13 protein-coding genes are annotated in these 16,763 nt (G+C 70.2%); 5 read left to right on the plus strand and 8 right to left on the minus strand.

The genetic code is table 11. The features are described 5' to 3' along the window. Positions 1–42: 42 nt before the first annotated feature. Positions 43–1,383 carry an AI-2E family transporter gene (locus AC230_RS15275; protein ID WP_049716718.1) on the plus strand — a complete coding sequence of 447 codons (1,341 nt, stop codon included), beginning with the start codon at positions 43–45 and terminating at the stop codon, positions 1,381–1,383. 84 nt (positions 1,384–1,467) lie between these two features. Here the strand turns inward: AC230_RS15275 and AC230_RS15280 are convergent, their stop codons facing one another. Beyond that, positions 1,468–2,001: an alkyl hydroperoxide reductase gene (locus tag AC230_RS15280; RefSeq protein ID WP_049716719.1), complete on the minus strand. Its 534-nt coding sequence runs from the start codon at positions 1,999–2,001 to the stop codon at positions 1,468–1,470. Between the two features lie 11 nt (positions 2,002–2,012). Next, positions 2,013–2,567 (minus strand): peroxiredoxin, encoded by a 555-nt coding sequence (locus AC230_RS15285; RefSeq protein WP_049716720.1) that lies wholly within the window; start codon positions 2,565–2,567, stop codon positions 2,013–2,015. Between the two features lie 143 nt (positions 2,568–2,710). On the opposite strand from AC230_RS15285, the gene AC230_RS15290 reads away from it, so the two are divergent. After that, positions 2,711–3,736 (plus strand): LysR substrate-binding domain-containing protein, encoded by a 1,026-nt coding sequence (locus AC230_RS15290; RefSeq protein ID WP_078871267.1) that lies wholly within the window; start codon positions 2,711–2,713, stop codon positions 3,734–3,736. Between the two features lie 82 nt (positions 3,737–3,818). Here the strand turns inward: AC230_RS15290 and AC230_RS34515 are convergent, their stop codons facing one another. From AC230_RS34515 to AC230_RS15315, 6 genes are all read right to left on the minus strand, one after another. Next, positions 3,819–5,123 (minus strand): FtsX-like permease family protein, encoded by a 1,305-nt coding sequence (locus tag AC230_RS34515; RefSeq protein ID WP_338399798.1) that lies wholly within the window; start codon positions 5,121–5,123, stop codon positions 3,819–3,821. A 9-nt stretch (positions 5,124–5,132) separates the two neighbouring features. Next, entirely contained in the window at positions 5,133–6,224 is a 1,092-nt protein-coding gene (locus AC230_RS34520) for an FtsX-like permease family protein (RefSeq protein ID WP_338399799.1), read from the minus strand. Further along, positions 6,221–6,907, minus strand: a complete 687-nt coding sequence (locus AC230_RS15300) for an ABC transporter ATP-binding protein (protein WP_049716721.1) — start codon at positions 6,905–6,907, stop codon at positions 6,221–6,223. Before AC230_RS15300 ends, AC230_RS34520 begins: the two co-directional genes overlap by 4 nt. Further along, positions 6,904–7,428: a PadR family transcriptional regulator gene (locus tag AC230_RS15305; RefSeq protein ID WP_049716722.1), complete on the minus strand. Its 525-nt coding sequence runs from the start codon at positions 7,426–7,428 to the stop codon at positions 6,904–6,906. The genes AC230_RS15300 and AC230_RS15305 overlap by 4 nt, the downstream gene beginning before the upstream one ends. An 83-nt stretch (positions 7,429–7,511) precedes the next feature. Then, positions 7,512–7,748 (minus strand): type II toxin-antitoxin system antitoxin, encoded by a 237-nt coding sequence (locus AC230_RS15310; protein ID WP_049716723.1) that lies wholly within the window; start codon positions 7,746–7,748, stop codon positions 7,512–7,514. Next, complete coding sequence (locus AC230_RS15315; RefSeq protein ID WP_049716724.1) at positions 7,745–8,671, minus strand: SPFH domain-containing protein; 927 nt, start codon at positions 8,669–8,671, stop codon at positions 7,745–7,747. The genes AC230_RS15310 and AC230_RS15315 overlap by 4 nt, the downstream gene beginning before the upstream one ends. A 220-nt stretch (positions 8,672–8,891) precedes the next feature. On the opposite strand from AC230_RS15315, the gene AC230_RS15320 reads away from it, so the two are divergent. The 3 genes from AC230_RS15320 (at position 8,892) to AC230_RS15330 (ending at position 16,735) form a co-directional block, all read left to right on the plus strand. Continuing rightward, positions 8,892–11,207 carry a transglycosylase domain-containing protein gene (locus tag AC230_RS15320; protein ID WP_049716725.1) on the plus strand — a complete coding sequence of 772 codons (2,316 nt, stop codon included), beginning with the start codon at positions 8,892–8,894 and terminating at the stop codon, positions 11,205–11,207. A gap of 304 nt (positions 11,208–11,511) precedes the next feature. Then, a complete protein-coding gene (locus tag AC230_RS15325) occupies positions 11,512–11,976 on the plus strand; it encodes a DUF2690 domain-containing protein (RefSeq protein ID WP_049716726.1) in 465 nt (154 codons plus the stop codon). Positions 11,977–12,313: 337 nt separating this feature from the next. After that, complete coding sequence (locus AC230_RS15330) at positions 12,314–16,735, plus strand: golvesin C-terminal-like domain-containing protein (RefSeq protein ID WP_053161181.1); 4,422 nt, start codon at positions 12,314–12,316, stop codon at positions 16,733–16,735. The last annotated feature ends 28 nt before the right edge of the window (positions 16,736–16,763 follow it).

Here is a 16,763-nt window from a genome sequence, read left to right on the forward strand (position 1 = left end):
ATCGAGGACGACCGCGGGGGCTGTGGGGGTAGAGGAAGAGAAATGTCCAGATTGCCACATTGGCTCGATGCCGTGGGCGCGGGCCTGACGCGGCTCTCCCGGCGCCTCGACGAGCGCAGGGCGCGCACCGAGGCGGAGGACGCCCTGCCCGACTGGGCGCGGCCGGCCCCCGGCGAGCACACCGCGCCGAGCCCCGCCGCGCCCGAGGAGCCGGCGCCCCCGGCCGGCCCGCCGTCCGGGGCGGACGAGCCGTCCGGACCCCCCGCCGCCGCGTCCGCACCCGTGCCCCCGCACGCACCGCCGCGGCCCGACCCGGTCGCCGCCGTCCCGTGGGGCGTGCGCGTCGCGGCCGAGGCGGGCTGGCGGCTGCTGGTGCTGGCGGGAACGCTGTGGGTGCTGATGCGTGTGATCAGCGCGGTACAGCTGGTGGTGCTCGCCTTCGTCGCGGGCCTGCTCATCACGGCCCTGCTCCAGCCGACCGTCGCCGCGCTCAAACGGCGGGGCGTCCACCGGGGGCTGGCCACGGCCCTGACGTTCATCTCCGGCTTCGTCGTCATGGGGCTGATCGGCTGGTTCGTGGTGTGGCAGGTCATGGACAACACCGACAACCTGTCCCGCCAGCTCGAACAGGGCCTCCGCGACCTCAAGGAATGGCTGCGTACCAGCCCGTTCCACGTCACTCAGGAGCAGATCGACAACGTCACGGACAACCTCACCCACGCCCTCCGGTCCAACACGGAGGAGATCACCTCGGCCGGCATAGAGGGCGTCCAGGTCATCATCGAGACCCTGACCGGCATCGTCCTGGCGATGTTCACCACGCTCTTCCTGCTCTACGACGGGCCGAAGATCTGGCGCTGGGTGCTCAAGCTCGTGCCGAGCGCGGCGCGCGAGGGGGTGGCGGGCGCGGGGCCGCGCGCGTGGGCGACCCTCACCGCCTATGTGCGCGGCACGGTGATCGTGGCGATGATCGACGCGATCTGCATCGGTATCGGGCTGTACTTCCTGAAGGTGCCGATGGCCGTGCCGCTGGCCGTCTTCATCTTCCTCTTCGCCTTCATCCCGCTGGTCGGCGCGGTGATCTCCGGGGCGCTGGCCGTGGTGGTCGCCCTGGTGACGCAGGGCCCGTTCACCGCCGCGATGGCGCTGGTGGTCGTGCTCGCCGTGCAGCAGATCGAGGGGCACGTGCTCCAGCCGTTCATCCTCGGCCGCGCCGTGCGGGTGCACCCGCTGGCGGTCGTCCTGTCGGTGGCGGCGGGCGGCATGGTCGCGGGCATCGGCGGCGCGGTCGTGGCGGTGCCGCTGGTCGCGGTGACCAACACGGTGGTCGGCTATCTGCGGGCGTACGGCCGGGGCGAGGTCCCGGGCGAGCGGGTCCGGTAGCCGCAGGACGAACGACGGCGGCCCGTCGGCCTGTTGATCAACAGACCGACGGGCCGCCGTCGTTCACGCGGGTGCGGGTGCCGGTCAGGCAGCCAGCACGGCCTCGGCGTCGAGGGTCGCGCCGACCGCCTGCAGCACCGCGGCGATCTTGAAGGCCTCCTGGATCGTCTCGCGGTCCACACCGGCCTTGCGCAGCACCTGCTCGTGCGAGTCGAGGCACATGCCGCAGCCGTTGATGGCCGAGACGGCCAGCGACCACAGCTCGAAGTCGGCCTTCTCCACGCCCGGGTTGCCGATGACGTTCATCCGCAGGCCCGCGCGCATCGTGCCGTACTCCGGGTCCGACAGCAGGTGCCGGGTCCGGTAGTAGACGTTGTTCATCGCCATGATCGCGGCGGCGGCCTTGGCGGCGGTGTACGCCTCGGGGGAGAGGTTCGCCTTCGCCTCGGGCTCCAGCTCGCGCAGCACGATCGGCGAGCGGGTCGCGATCGCGCAGGACAGCACGGTGCCCCACAGCTGCTGCTGCGGCAGGTCGGAGTTGCCGATGACCGAGCCCAGGTTGAGCTTGAGGTCCTTGGCGTAGTCCGGTATCGCGGACTTCAGTTCATCGAGCGCCATGGTGGATCAGCTCACTCGCCCGCGAGGAGCTTGACCGCGTCGAGGGTCTCCTCGCCCTTGTTCCAGTTGCAGGGGCACAGCTCGTCCGTCTGGAGGGCGTCGAGGACCCGCAGGACCTCCTTGGGGTTACGGCCGACGGAGCCGGCGGTCACCATGACGAACTGGATCTCGTTGTTCGGGTCCACGACGAACACGGCGCGCTGCGCGTAGCCGTCCTCGCCCTCGACGCCGCAGGCGCGCATGAGCTCGTGCTTGGCGTCGGCCAGCATCGGGAAGGGCAGGTCGCGCAGGTCCTTGTGGTCCTTGCGCCAGGCGTGGTGGACGAACTCCGAGTCGCCGGAGACGCCGAGGATCTGGGCGTCACGGTCGGCGAACTCGTCGTTCAGCTTGCCGAACGCGGCGATCTCGGTCGGGCAGACGAAGGTGAAGTCCTTCGGCCAGAAGAAGACGACCTTCCACTTGCCCTCGTAGGTCTTGTGGTCGATCTGAGCGAAGGCCTTCTCCGCGTCGAGGTCCACACAGGCGGTCAGGTCGAACTCGGGGAACTTGTCACCGACAGTGAGCACGCGCTCTCCTCACAGCGAAGAAAGTCCCTGTTCGTGGACTTTCTGGGGGTTGGACTGGCAACAGCCTGCCATAGGGAGGATTGATAGCGGAAATAGCTACACTGTGTGGTGTTGATTGGTGTCGTTTATCGATGGAGGTGTCCATGGTCACGGAAGGCGCCATTCCGGAGCCTGCGCCCCCGCGTACGGGTGGCCTGAAATCACCCTCCCCGCCCTCGCCGAGGCCGCGCCAGCCCAGTCTGGCCCAGCTGAGGGCGTTCGCCGCCGTCGCCGAGCACCTGCACTTCCGGGACGCGGCCGCCGCGATCTCCATGAGCCAGCCCGCGCTCTCGGGGGCCGTCGCCGCGCTGGAGGAGGCCCTGGGGATTCAGCTCTTCGAGCGTACGACCCGCAAGGTGCTGCTCAGCCCGGCGGGTGAACGGCTCGCGGCCCGCGCCCGGACCGTGCTCGACGCCGTCGGCGCGTTAATGGAGGAGGCCGAGGCGGCCCGGGCCCCCTTCACCGGCGTCCTGCGCCTCGGCGTGATCCCCACCGTCGCGCCCTATCTCCTGCCCGCCGTCCTCCGCCTCGTCCACGACGCCTATCCGGACCTCGACCTCCGGGTCCACGAGGAGCAGACGTTCTCCCTGCTGGACGGCATCACGTCCGGCCGCCTGGACCTGCTGCTCCTCGCCGTCCCGGCGGGCGCGCCCGGCCTCGCCGAACTCCCCCTCTTCGACGAGGACTTCGTCCTCGTCACCCCCCGCGACCACCCCCTCGCGGGCCGCGCCGACCTCCCGCGCGAGGTGCTGCGCGACCTCGACCTGCTGCTCCTGGACGAGGGCCACTGCCTGCGCGACCAGGCCCTCGACGTCTGCCGCGAGGCCGGCCGCGCCGGCGGCCCCGTCAACGCCGGCGCCGCCGGTCTGTCCACCCTGGTCCAGCTCGTCGGCGGCGGGCTGGGCGTCACCCTCCTGCCCGCCACGGCCGTGGACGTCGAGGCCACCCGCGCCGTCGGCCTCGCCACCGCCCGCTTCGCCGCGCCCGCGCCCTCCCGCCGCATCGCCCTCGTGATGCGCTCGGGCGCCGCGCGGCAGGGGGAGTTCGAGGAGCTGGCGGAGGCGTTGCGCTCGGCGCTGCGCGGGCTGCCGGTGCGGATCGCGGGCCGAGGCGTCAGCCCGCCGGCTTGAGCCGCAGGAGGGCGTCGACGGGGCCGGGCCCGCGCGGGTGTCGGCCCCTCCCGCCGCGCGTGGTGGGAGGGGCCGGCCCGCGCTACTCCGTCCGCAGCCCCTCCGGCCGCATCATCTTCAGCAGCGGGGGCAGGCTGGCCAGGGTCACCGCGATGACGACGCCGGCGCCCGCGCCGGTCAGGGGCCAGAAGGCCCACCAGTCCCGCACCCGGGCGTCCACGACGCGGAGGATGGTCCAGCCCAGGGCCAGGCCGCCGGCGACCGCGAGGGCCATGCCGAGCAGGACGGGCACGGCGGTCTGCCAGAAGACGGACCAGGCCAGGGTGCGGCGCCTGGTCCCGTAGGCGACCAGGACGGCCAACAGGCGCCGGCGCTCGCGGAGTTGCTCCAGGGCGGCGACGAGCATCGTGCCGCCGATGAGGGCGAGGGTGCCCACGGCGCCGGTCAGCAGGCCGCGTTCGATGACCGCGTAGTTCTCGTCCTTCTCCACACCGCCCAGGCGCCACACCCGCACCGCCGGATCGATGTGGGCCAGCGTGTTGCGGACCCGCTCGATGGCGTCGAGGTCGCCGGGCTCGGTCTTGACGGTCAGCCGGGTGCGGACGTCCGGGATGATCCGGGCGTCCAGCACCGACGGGGTGACCAGGATGCCGTCGTGGTGCTCGCCCGCCGGGTCCGCGTGGGTGCGCACCGTGCGCGCCGACGACGGGACGGTCCACCGGAACGTGCGCTTCCGGGCGTCGCCCGTGTCGTACGGGTCCACGACGATCCGCGTGCCGGCGGCGAAGGACTTCTGGTGGTTCTCCTCGTCGGACCGGCCCACGAAGACGTCGCCGTCCTTGCACGAGTCCAGCTCGGCGAGCCGGCGCAGGCTCACGCAGTCCGCGATGGTGAGGCTGCTGACCTTGTCCCGCTCGCCCTCCTTCTCGATGTAGCGGTCCACGTAGCCGACCGCCGACCGCACGCCCGGCGTGGCCCGCACCCGCTCCGCGTAACCGTGCACCTCCGCCGCCGACTTGAGGGTGTACGACGCCTGGAGCTGCGAGTGCGAGGGCGTGTCCGCCGGCTCCTTCTCGTAGTCGCCCCGCACGCCCGCGAAGAGCATCTGCACCGCGATCGCCCCCGCCACCGCGACGGCCACGCCGCTCACCGCGCGGGCCGCCGGACCGCTGTGCAACTGGAGCCGCCGCACGGCCAGTTGCCACGGCAGCGGGCCGCCCCGGAAGCGGGCGACGAACGCCTCGACCAGCCAGGGCAGCAGCGCCGTGACCCCGATCAGCAGCAGCACCGCGCCCGTGGCCACCTGGTACGTGGTGAGCGCGTCGTCGTGGATCCCCGCGCCCCGCCCGTCCACCGTGAACAGCAGCCCGGCGCCCGCCGCCGGCACCAGCAGCCGTCACCACAGCCGGCGCCGGCGCGCCACCGCGTGGCGCACGACGCCCAGCGGCTCGACCGCGACGCCGCGCAGCGCGAACAGCGTCACGACGACCGCGCACGCCGGGACGGCGAGGAGGATCAGGGCGGTCAGGGCGGGGGAGGGGATGATGTCCGAGGGGAAGACGCTCGTCCCGCGGATGGCCACGTCCCGCGCGTTCTCCCGCAGGAACAGGAAGAGGACGGCCCCCAGCGCCAGTCCGATCGCCGAGCCGCCCAGCGCCTCGCCCACCGCGATGCGGCGGATCATCCCGAGGTCCGCGCCCATCAGCCGCAGCGCCGCCAGCCGGCGGTCGCGGCGCTCGCCGCCGAAGCGGACGGACGTGGCGATGAAGACGCCGACCGGCGTCAGCAGCACCACGCACACCATGATGGTGAGGACGACGAGCACCGGATCGATCGGGATGTCGTCCTCGTCGTGGCCGAACCGGTCGATGCGCCTGGCCCCCGTCGCGGGCGAGATGCGGCCGTCGTCCCCCGCGTAGTAGAAGAGCTCGCTGGGGCCGATGAGCCCCGCGTCACCGATGGTGCCGATCTTCCGGTAGGCCGAGAAGCGGTCGCGCAGCAGCTTGTCCCCGTCGGACGAGAGCAGCCGGCCGAGCGCCGGGGACACCACCAACTCGCCCGCGCGCGGCATCCGTTCGACACCGGGCGGCAGCGGGGCGCCGGGCCCGTCCGGGCGCAGCAGCCCGCCGGTGATGCGGCGGTCGTGGTAGTCGGTGGTCGCCTCCTGGTAGAGCAGCGTGTCGCTGCCGCGCGGCGCGTCCTTCTCGTGGGGGTTGCGGAACTCGCCCGTGATGCCGACCGAGCGCGCCGTCTCCCGCGTGTGCCGCTTCTCCATCATCGACGGCACCGACGCGGCGATCATCAGCAGCGCGACGCCGAGCCCGACGCCGGTGGCCGTCAGCGCGGTGCGCACCCAGCCGTCCCGGCCGCCGGAGACCGCGTAACGGGCGCCGAGCAGGAGGTCGCGGAGCCAGCCCCGGGGGCCGGCGGGCCCGGTGGGGTACGGGCGGAGGATCCCCGGCCGCTCGTCAACGTGCGTGTCCGTCACAGAATGCCCGCCATGTCCCGGGCCCGCCCGTCGCGGACGACGACCTCCCGGTCCGAGTACGCGGCGACCCGCGCCTCGTGGGTGACCAGGACGACGGCAGCGTGGGTCTCCCGGGCCGCCTCGGTCAGCAACTGCATCACGCGCTCGCCGTTGAGCGAGTCCAGCGCGCCGGTCGGCTCGTCGGCGAAGACCACGCGCGGCGAGGTGACCAGGGCGCGGGCCACGGCCACGCGCTGGCCCTGGCCGCCGGAGATCTGGCCGGGCCGGTGGTGCCGGACGTCGGCGACCTCCAGCCGCTCCAGCCAGTGCAGCGCCTGCGCCTCGGCCTCCTTGCGGCGCAGACCGGTCAGCCGCAGCGGCAGCGCCGCGTTCTCCAGACACGTCAACTCCGGGACGAGCTGCCCGAACTGGAAGATGAACCCGAACTCGCCGCGCCGCAGCGCACTCCGCTCGGCGTCCGACATGTCCGACAGCGAACGGCCGTCGTACGTCACCCGCCCCTCGTCCACCGGCACGATGCCGGCCAGGCAGTGCAGCAGGGTCGACTTGCCGGAGCCGGAGGGGCCCATCACGGCGACGACCTCGCCCGGGTGGATCGAGAAGTCCGCGCCGTCCAGGGCACGGGTCTGCCCGTAGGACTTCCTCAGCCCCACACCGCTCAGCAGCGAACCGGCGGGTATCACGCGCCCACCGCCTTCGCGAGCTGGTCCAGCCGGGCGGCGGTCAGTTCCAGCCACCGCAGGTCCGCCTCCAGGTGGAACAGCGCGTGGTCGCAGATCAGCTGGTCCGCCAGGTCGCCGCCGCGCTTGCGCTCGGTCAGCCCGCGCATCATCCGCAGGTGCTCGGACCGCTGCGCGTCCAGCAGGCCCTCCGCGCTGCGCCCGGTCAGCAGGGCGAGGACGACCTTGGTGTAGAGGGTGGACTGGAGGTACGGCTCCGGCTTCTCGGGCCGCCCCAGCCACCGGCCGACGTCGGTGACCCCGGCGTCGGTGATCGCGTAGCGCTTGCGGTCCGGGCCGTCGCCGGGCTCTATGCCCTCGACCTCCACCAGGCCGTTCTTCAGCAGGCGCGACATCGTCGAGTAGACCTGGCCGTAGTGGAGGGGACGGTCCTGGCCGAAGTGCTCGTCGAAGGCCCTCTTGAGGTCGTAGCCGTGGCGGGGGCCGGACTCCAGCAGGCCGAGAAGCGTGTGACCGATTGACATGCCGGGGACTGTACATGAGGCGTATACACGCGATGTATAGAGGGGGTGCATAGCTGGCCGAAAAGCGGTGCTGAGTTGGGATTTCAGTCTGTTTCGCCCGATTTGGTGGGGCGTCCCGGGCGGCGCATCGCGCCCACCCCCTTCGGCAGCCGCCCGGCCTCCGCGAGCGCCTTGCGCAGCAGGAACTCGATCTGGGCGTTGGCGCTGCGCAGTTCCTCGCCGGCCCAGCGGGCGAGCGCGTCGTGCACCAGCGGATCGAGCCGCAGCAGCACCTGCTTGCGCTGCCGCGGCCGTCCTTGCGGGGGAAGATCGTCGGTCACTGGTACAGGGTGCCGGTGTTGAGGACGGGCTGGGCGGCCCGGTCGCCGCACAGCACCACCATCAGATTGCTCACCATGGCCGCCTTCCGCTCCTCGTCCAGCTCGACGATGCCCTGCTCGCTGATGCGCGCCAGCGCCTGCTCGACCATGCCCACCGCGCCCTCGACGATCTGCTGCCGCGCGGCCACGATCGCGCCCGCCTGCTGCCGCTGGAGCATCGCCGAGGCGATCTCGGGCGCGTACGCGAGGTGCGTGAAGCGCGACTCGACGATGCGCACGCCGGCCGCCTCGACCCGCGCGTGCAGCTCGATCGCCAGCTTCTCCGTGATCTCCTCGGCGTTGCCGCGCAGCGACAGCGCGTCGTCGTCGTGCGCGTCGTAGGGGTACTCGATGGCGATGTGCCGCACGGCCGCCTCGGTCTGCACCGCGACGAACTCCTGGAAGTCCTCCACAGCGAACACCGCCTGCGCCGTGTCCTCGACCTGCCAGACGACGACCGCCGCCAGCTCGATCGGGTTGCCGTAGGCGTCGTTCACCTTCAGCACGGCCGTCTCGTGGTTGCGCACCCGCGTGGAGACGGCCCGGCGGCTGGTGAACGGGTTGACCCAGCGCAGCCCTTCGGTGCGGATCGTGCCGCGGTAGCGGCCGAAGAGCTGGACGACCTTCGTCTCGCCGGGGGCGATGGAGTTCAGGCCGCACATCGCGATGATCGAGCCGAGTCCGACGAGGACCCCGCCGACGATCAGCCCGGCGGCCGCCCCGGGCCGCCCGTCGTTGGCACACCGCACGCCGAGCCCGACGAGCCCTATGCCGATCAGCAGCCCCACGAGCCCCAGGAGCAACGCCAGCCCGCCACCGATGTCCTTGGCGGGGACCTCGCGGACGGGTGGCTTGCGGGTGGTGTGGTCGAGCGTTGCGGACATGGCGCCCCCCTGGTTCGGTGATCTTGATGCCGGGTCTAGCAAACTGATAGCACTTTACCGCCCTGTACGGTTTCCCGCATCGCGCCGCACCCGGGTTCCGTCCCCCGGGGGTGCTATATGTCACGTGCGCCAAACCCTTGATCGATGGGCCTTTGGTCACACTTGCGGTGTTAGCTTCGTGAGCTGGGTTGGGGGCGGACAGACTGGAGCTACGGGAGAGATGGGCCGAGCGGAAGAACGACGGGCGCAGAAGAAGGGCGGTCCCGCCCGCAGCGCCAGAGGCAGGAAGCCCAAGAAGGCCGGTATACGCCGGTTCTTCACCTGGAAGAAGCTGCTCGCCTACTTCTTCGGGCTCATAGCCCTGGGAGTCGGTGCCTTCGTCGCGCTGTACCTCTACGTGGACGTCCCCAAGGACGGCAAGTACGCGGCCAAGGCGCAGGCGACCGTCTACAAGCTCGAGGACGGCACCGTCATCAAGCGGGACGGCGCGTTCAACCGTGAGGAGGTCAAATACAGCCAGATCCCCGACTCGGTCAAGAACGCGGTCATCGCGGCCGAGAACAAGGACTTCTGGGACGACTCCGGCGTCGACCTCATGGGCACGACGCGAGGCATCCTCAACACGGTGATGGGCCGGGGCAAGCAGGGTGGTTCGACGATCACCCAGCAGTACGTGAAGAACTACTACCTGGACCAGCGCCAGACCGTCAGCCGCAAGGTGACGGAGCTGATCATCTCGCTGAAGCTGAAGAACGAGAAGTCCAAGGAGGAAATCCTCACGGGCTATCTCAACACCAGCTTCTTCGGCCGCAACTCCTACGGCGTCCAGGCCGCGTCCCACGCGTACTTCAACAAGGACGTCAGCAAGCTGAACACCGAGGAAGCCGCCTACCTCGCCGCGCTGCTCCAGGCCCCCAGCCAGTACGACGTGGTGACGGGCACCGACACCGGCAAGCGCAAGGCGAGGGAGCGCTGGGCCTACGTCCTGGACAAGGAGGTCGAGAAGGGCTGGCTCACCAAGGAGGCGCGCCAGAAGATGACCTTCCCCAAGGTGGGCAAGGTCAAGCCCGACAGGACGTTCAAGGGGCAGAACGGCTACTTCTACGACCTGGCCAAGGTCCAGGCGGAGGAGGCCATCAAGAAGGCCGGCGGCAACATCGGTGCCGGTGGCTACACCATCACCTTGAGCATCGACCGCAAGCGTCAGGCCGCCCTGGAGAAGGCGGTTGACGACCAGCTGTGGAGCAAGCTCGACCCCGGCGCCCGCAAGATCGACAAGGCCGTCCAGCCGGGTGCCGTCTCGGTGGACCCGAAGACCGGCAAGATCGTCGCCATGTACGGCGGCAAGAAGTACACGGACCACTGGATCAACAACGCCAGCCGGGAGGACTTCACGCCGGGTTCGACGTTCAAGCCGTTCATCTACGCGTCCGCGCTGGCCAACGAGGCGAAGACGCAGGACGGCAAGCCGATCAACGCCAACACCATCTACAACGGTGACAACAAGCATGTGATCCAGGGCCCGGGGGCCGACGGCTACGCCCCCGAGAACGAGGACCAGCACAGCTACGGGCCGGTCACCGTCGAGTACGGCATGGAGAAGTCGATCAACCCGGTCTTCGCGCAGATGGCCGTGGACGTCGGGCTGGAGAAGGTCAAGGACACCGCCGTCGGGCTCGGCATGAACCCCAAGGTGAAGGACTTCGTCACCAAGCCGGCCATGGCGCTCGGCGCGATGGGGCAGAGCCCGCTGCACATGGCCGGTGCCTACGCCACGCTGAACAACCACGGCGTGAAGGTCGAGCCCAGCATCATCAAGACCATCAGCCGGGGCGGCAACAACATCGACCTGCCGAAGTCGTCCGGTGGCGAGGAAGTCATCAAGCGTGACGCCGCGGACGGTGTGACCGCCGTCCTCAAGAGCGTCGTGGAGAGCGACGACGGCACGGCCAACAAGTTCCGCAGCGACCGCTTCCAGGTCGCCGGCAAGACCGGTACGGCCGAGCAGGACCGCGCGGCCTGGTTCGCGGCCTACACGCCGGACCTCACGACGGTGGTCGCGGTGTTCGGTGAAGGACCCGGCGGTAAGCAGGAGCCGCTCTACGGCGCCGGTGGTCTGCCCCGTATGAACGGCAGTGGTTTCCCGGCCGAGATCTGGGCCGACTACACCGACGCCGCCCTCGGCGACGACGCCACCGCCAAGTTCGACCTGGAGACGGAGAACGGCGCCGCCACCCAGGCCCCGCCGCCGCCCGCCACCACGGCGCCCCCGGTGACGCAGGCCCCGTCGACGACGCCGCCGTCCACCCCGCCGGCGACGAAGACGCCCCCGGCGACGAAGACGCCTCCGGCGACCAAGACGCCCGAGACGCCGAACACGCCGCACACGCCCAAGCCGCCGCACACGCCGAAGCCGCCGATCACGCCCCCGGCGACGAACACCCGCAAGCCCAACCCGCCGGGTGACAACGGTGGTCCGGGCGGGAACGACGACGGCATCCACATCAACGGCCTGAGCCCGAGCCCGTCGTCCTAGAAGGACGCACAGGACGAAGCGGCCGCCGCACTCCGCGAGGGGCGCGGCGGCCGCTTCGTGCGTTCGCCCACCTGCAATGGGAGAAATGGGTGGTCATGTCCATGGTGGACAGCGGTGCCGGGGAACCCTATATTGATCAGCGCCGCCACATGACCTCGATCCAGCGGGATGTGCCGGTGATTTCATGAGCCGGGGGGGTTTGTGGTCGTGCTGTGCATACGTCGTGCCGGAGTCGCGTATTTCCCTCTGGCTGTCGCGCCTGTGGGTTCTTCCTGACCCACGTCAATGCACGCAAGGGTATTCCATGTTCAAGATTGCTTCTCGTGTCGCCGCCGTTTCCGCCGCGACCGTCGTGCTCGGACTGATCCCGCTCGCCGGCACGTCCTACGCGGCGGGCTGCTACGGGACCAGCTGTGACAACAAGGGCCCGAAGAGCACCGGTTGCGAGGGCGACGCCGTCGGCCACGGCACCGTGAACAACAACGGCCGCGTCGCCGAGCTGCGCTGGTCCGACAAGTGCCGCGCCGCCTGGGTCCGTACGACGCAGAAGGCCACCCCGTCCTGGTACAGCTCCTACGCCACGATCGAGAAGTACGACAAGTCCGGCAAGCTGGTCCGTTCGCTCAGCGTCGACACCCCGGACACGTACAACTCCTCGGACTGGTCGAACATGCTCGGCGGCAACGACTACTCCTACCGCGCGTGCGTCGGCTTCAAAAAGGACAGCGGCGCCCCCTACGGCGTGCAGTGCACCAACAAGTGGGGGTAATACCCCGGTTTCCCGCTCCTGACGGCGGTTGATATCGGGGAGGGGCCGGGCCCGGCCGTTCTCCCTTCCCCTTCGCAAGCGCCCGGCGAGAAAGGCTCGCCGGGACGTTTGCCGTGCGCTGGATGCGGTCAACTTCCGCCTTGCACAAGGGCTTTATTCCGGTCTTAGATGAGCGCGATCATTCGGCGGACGTGCTTTCGTGGCCCGTCAAGCCGTCGCACCGACGCCGGGGGGAGGCGCGGATACGGTGCATCGCGCATCATCACTCCCTTCCGTCGCGTGCCAACTGCGAAGAAAGACGGAAGAGTTGACATCGTTCAGACCGGCCCGTGCCGGGATGGCGGGGCTTGTGGCCGCCGCCGTCCTGGCCGGGCTGATACAGAGCAGTGCGGCGCTCGCCGCACCGGACGCCCCGCCGGCCGAGGTGAAGCCGGCCGGCGCGCCGACGGGTCCGGGAACGGGCTCGGGGGCGGTCACCGACCCCGACGAGCACCTCGGGAAGAACTGGAAGACCTCGAAGGACCAGGCCGTCACCGCCGCCGCCGACTCGGCGGGCCTGCGCATCCTCGCCGCGGAGTCGGGCCAGGCCTACGCGTGGAAGACGGCCGCCGTCCTCAACGAGCCGGGGATGCCCGCCGACACGTGGATCGGCAACCAGTGCGTCATGGACGACTCCCATGTCGCCGCCGTCTACGCGCCGCGCGCGTTCACCAACAAGCCCGACCTGATGCAGGGCGGCGCGTTCACGGCGATCGTCAACACGAAGACGGGCGAGGTGACGAAGCTGCCGTTCACCGCCACCCTCGCCTACTTCGACCCCACCTGCAACACCGCCACCCACACCGCCGCCTTCACCCAGTACCGCGACATGAACGACGCGTCGCAGGTGAAGACGCAGGTGATCACCGTGGACACGGCCGGCAGGCCGGTCGCCAGGACCGGCGAGCTGCGCGGCCAGGTGTCGTCGGCCGCCCCGGTGAAGGGCGGCGTGGTCGCCGGCCTCGGCAGCGATCTCGTCCGGATCGACGACGGCGGGAAGACCCGCCGGCTCGCCCGCGGCGACAGCATCCCCTTCGACATCCGTCCCCTGGCCGACGGCCGGATCGGCTTCGTGGACCGCAAGGGCACGAAGACGGCGCAGGCGAAGGTGTACAGCGGGCACGGCGCACCGCGCACGGTGGCCACCGGACGCCTCGGTGAACTGGAGCTCGTGCAGGGTGCGCAGGGCCGCGCCTTCCTCACCGGCCGTCCCCAGGACGTGAAGGCGGAGGGGAGCGGGATCACCAGGATCGACGCGCCGGCCGACACCGACGTCTCGTCCCTCGGCCGCCTCGCCGTCGACCCGGTGCTCACCCCCGGGGTCCGCGCCGGACTGACCCGTATCAAGGGCGGCGGGAAGGGCTTCGACAAGGCGGACGAGCCCGAGGCGGGCGTGCGTTCGCGCTCCGGGAAGGCCCCGGGTGCGGCGGGCGGCGACGCCACGCTGACCGTCACGTCGACCGCCACGACGACGGGGGACAAGGTCGAGCAGCGGGTGGCCTCGACGCCGCCGCGCCTCAAGAACGGCCTCTCCCCCGCGCTGACCGGCGGCAGCCGGCCGCGCACGCTGGCCCGCACCGCCGCCGCGCCCGACTGGGGACCGGTGTCCCACGACCCCACCGACACCGACCGCTGGTGCTCCATCTCCCGCAACGACATGAGCGTGCAGGCGCTGCAGCCGACGCCGAACCAGGTCGAGTGGGCGGTGGACATGGCCGTCCGCGGTGAGCTGCGCAGCAAGTGGATCCGGCAGGGCGACTACCGCGACCAGGCCGGGCTGGGGACGATCGACCCGCAGGGGCTGTTCCCCCTCCCGTCGCTGAACGGCGGGGGCCGGATCCCGGCGAACGTCCTGCTCGGCATCCTGGCGCAGGAGTCCAACCTGTGGCAGGCCGAGTCGGGTTCGATCCCCGGCCAGATGGGCAACCCGCTGGCCGCCGTGGACGGTTACTACGGCCACAGCGCGAAGGACACGCTCCTCGGCTACTGGCGCATCAACTGGGAGAAGTCCGACTGCGGCTACGGCGTCGGCCAGGTCACCGACGGCATGCGGCTGGCCGGCCACGAGAAGACGGACAAGCAGACGGGCCAGAAGGTCGAGAAGAGCCTCGACCCGAAGCTGCAGAAGATCATCGCGATCGACTACGCCACCAACATCGCCGCCTCCATGAAGATCCTGGCCGACAAGTGGAACGAGGTCCACACGGACGGCCAGCGGATCACGGTCAACAACGACGACCCGTCCCGTGTGGAGAACTGGTTCACGGCGGTCTGGAACTACAACCTCGGCTTCAACCCCAGGTCGGAGTCGGGCAAGAACGGCGGCCACTGGGGCCTGGGCTGGTACAACAACCCGGCGAACCCGATGTACAAGAAGGGCGCCTGGGACCACCCGTTCATGGACACCTCCCTCAGCAGGGACAACATCCGTGACGCGGCGCACCCGCAGGACTGGCCGTACGAGGAGAAGGTGATGGGCTGGGCCGCCTGGTCCATCGACACCGGCTTCTCCTACGACACGGACGGCAAGCAGGGCTGGAAGGGCGAGTCGGGTTACTCCACCGCGGGTTTCCAGCCCGCCTGGTGGCTCACTCCCCAGAGCCGTTCCCGCGTCAGCCCGTCGCTGGACACCTTCTGCAACAAGAGCAACGGCTGCAACCCGGGCAGCCCGGTCGACTGCCCCGACGAGGCGTGCTACCGGCAGTTCTGGTGGAACCAGGAGAACGCCACCTGGAAGTCGGACTGCAAGGACTCGTGCGGCAACGAGAAGATCAAGTACGCCACCCTGCGCTCCGAGCCCGGTCGCGGCTACCGGCTGAAGAACGGTGAGCCGGTGTGCGGCGGTGCGCCGGAGGGCTCCGACGTCGTGACCTCGATCCCGGCCGGCACGGAGACGTGGTCGAGCTGTGGGAAGCCGCGGACGACGGGCGAGTTCCAGTTCACCTTCTATCCCGACATGGACCGGCACTACGAGGCCAAGGCCGATCTGCATTCGATCGGCGGCGGTCACGGCGGCCACTTCTGGTACACCCACACCCGCAACGACGACCACCTCGGCGGCGGGGCCAACCGGATGGTGGTCGAGGGCGAGTGGACGGCGGGCAAGTCGTACGACCTCGCCGCCGTCTACGCCTACGTCCCCGACACCGGGGCGCAGACCAGGCAGGCGAAGTACATCGTCAGCGGCGCCGTCGGCGGCCCGTACGAGCGGGTCGTGGACCAGAACGCCAACAACGGCAAGTGGGTGTCGCTGGGCGCCTACAAGTTCACGTCCACGCCCAAGGTGAAGCTGACGAACTACACGAAGGACGGCACCGCCGACCAGGACATCGCCTGGAACTCGGTGGCGTTCAAGCCGATCAAGGGCAAGTTCGTCCAGCGGTCCCTGACCGCCGCCGCGGTCTTCGACCCGAACCAGGAGCTGAACTCGAACTCGCCGGTGACGTCGCTCGAGACGCCCGTGCGGTCGATGAAGTCGCTCTACGAGTGGGGCCTGGGGCTCGCCGAGCGGGCACCGCTGTGGAACAACAACGGCAACGGGGTCGAGGCCTTCGGGCTGACCTACGAGGCGCGGTGCAAGGACGCCAAGGCCGTGGGCGAGTGCACGGGTCAGAAGACCTATGACGAGGCCGAGAGGTGGGCGAAGGACATCAAGGCGGGCGGCTGGAAGCCGAACGCCGACGGCTCCGCCCCGGCGATGTCGATCCCGCGGTGGATGGCCATGGCCAACGAGCGTCCCGACCCGTCCAAGCCGGCCTCCGAGGCGTACAAGGACCCGAACAGCTACAAGATCAAGTCCGATGTGAGCGTGACCTTCGTGGTCGGCGAGGACGGGAAGATCGTCGACGGCAGCGTCGGGTCCGACTACCGCGCCCGGGTCGGCAACGCCCACCTGCCCTACTTCGTCACGAAGATCATGAAGGCGATCGAGGCGGACTACGGGATCCCCGCGCCGGACATCGACTACACCACCCAGGACGCGCTGGAGTACGGCGACGTCAAGTACTCGCGGCCCTACGAGGACGGGGACACGCCCGGTCAGGCGTACTTCCCGCACTTCCGGGCCGCGCGCCTCGACGACGCCAAGCAGTGCGTGGACTTCCGCGCCGTCGGCGGCGGCGTGCACGGCTACCGCGCCATGGTCGGCCACCAGTCGATCAACGACAACGTCAAGAAGTGGGTCGACGAGGTCAACTCCGACACGGAGACCAACCACGCGGTGAGGCGGTTCGCCGGGGACATCTACTCGATGTTCTTCAAGAACAGCGGGTCGTGGAACAACAACATGTGGGGCTCCGTGATCGGCAACGCGCCGCCGATCTGGCAGGACATCGCCGCCGCCTTCTGTGCCGACGGCTCGGTCAAGCCGACGCACTACCTGAAGAACGACGACGCGAATCCGTCCAACGGCATCGTGTACCAGTCCTACATGCCCGACCTCTACCTGTACGTCGACGACCGCATGACGGACAACCTCGGCCGTCCGTCCAACCACCGGATCAGCGGCGGGGACTGGAAGAACTTCTCCAACTTCCCCGGCACCGCTCCGAACGGCAACGCCTACGCTTGGTGCGGCGTGGCCACGCGGGGCAGCGGCGGCAACCCGTGGGGCGTGGACGCACCGGTCCCGGTCTTCGGTGACGGGCCCGGGAACCGGCCCGGCAAGGTCGCGCACTGCGACGAGCCGGAAAAGCAGTTCGACGTCAACCTCACCCGGTAACCGCGAGAACAACCCGCGGGTGAGGTGA

The organism is Streptomyces caatingaensis, assembly GCF_001187435.1.
GTDB classification, from domain to species: domain Bacteria; phylum Actinomycetota; class Actinomycetes; order Streptomycetales; family Streptomycetaceae; genus Streptomyces; species Streptomyces caatingaensis.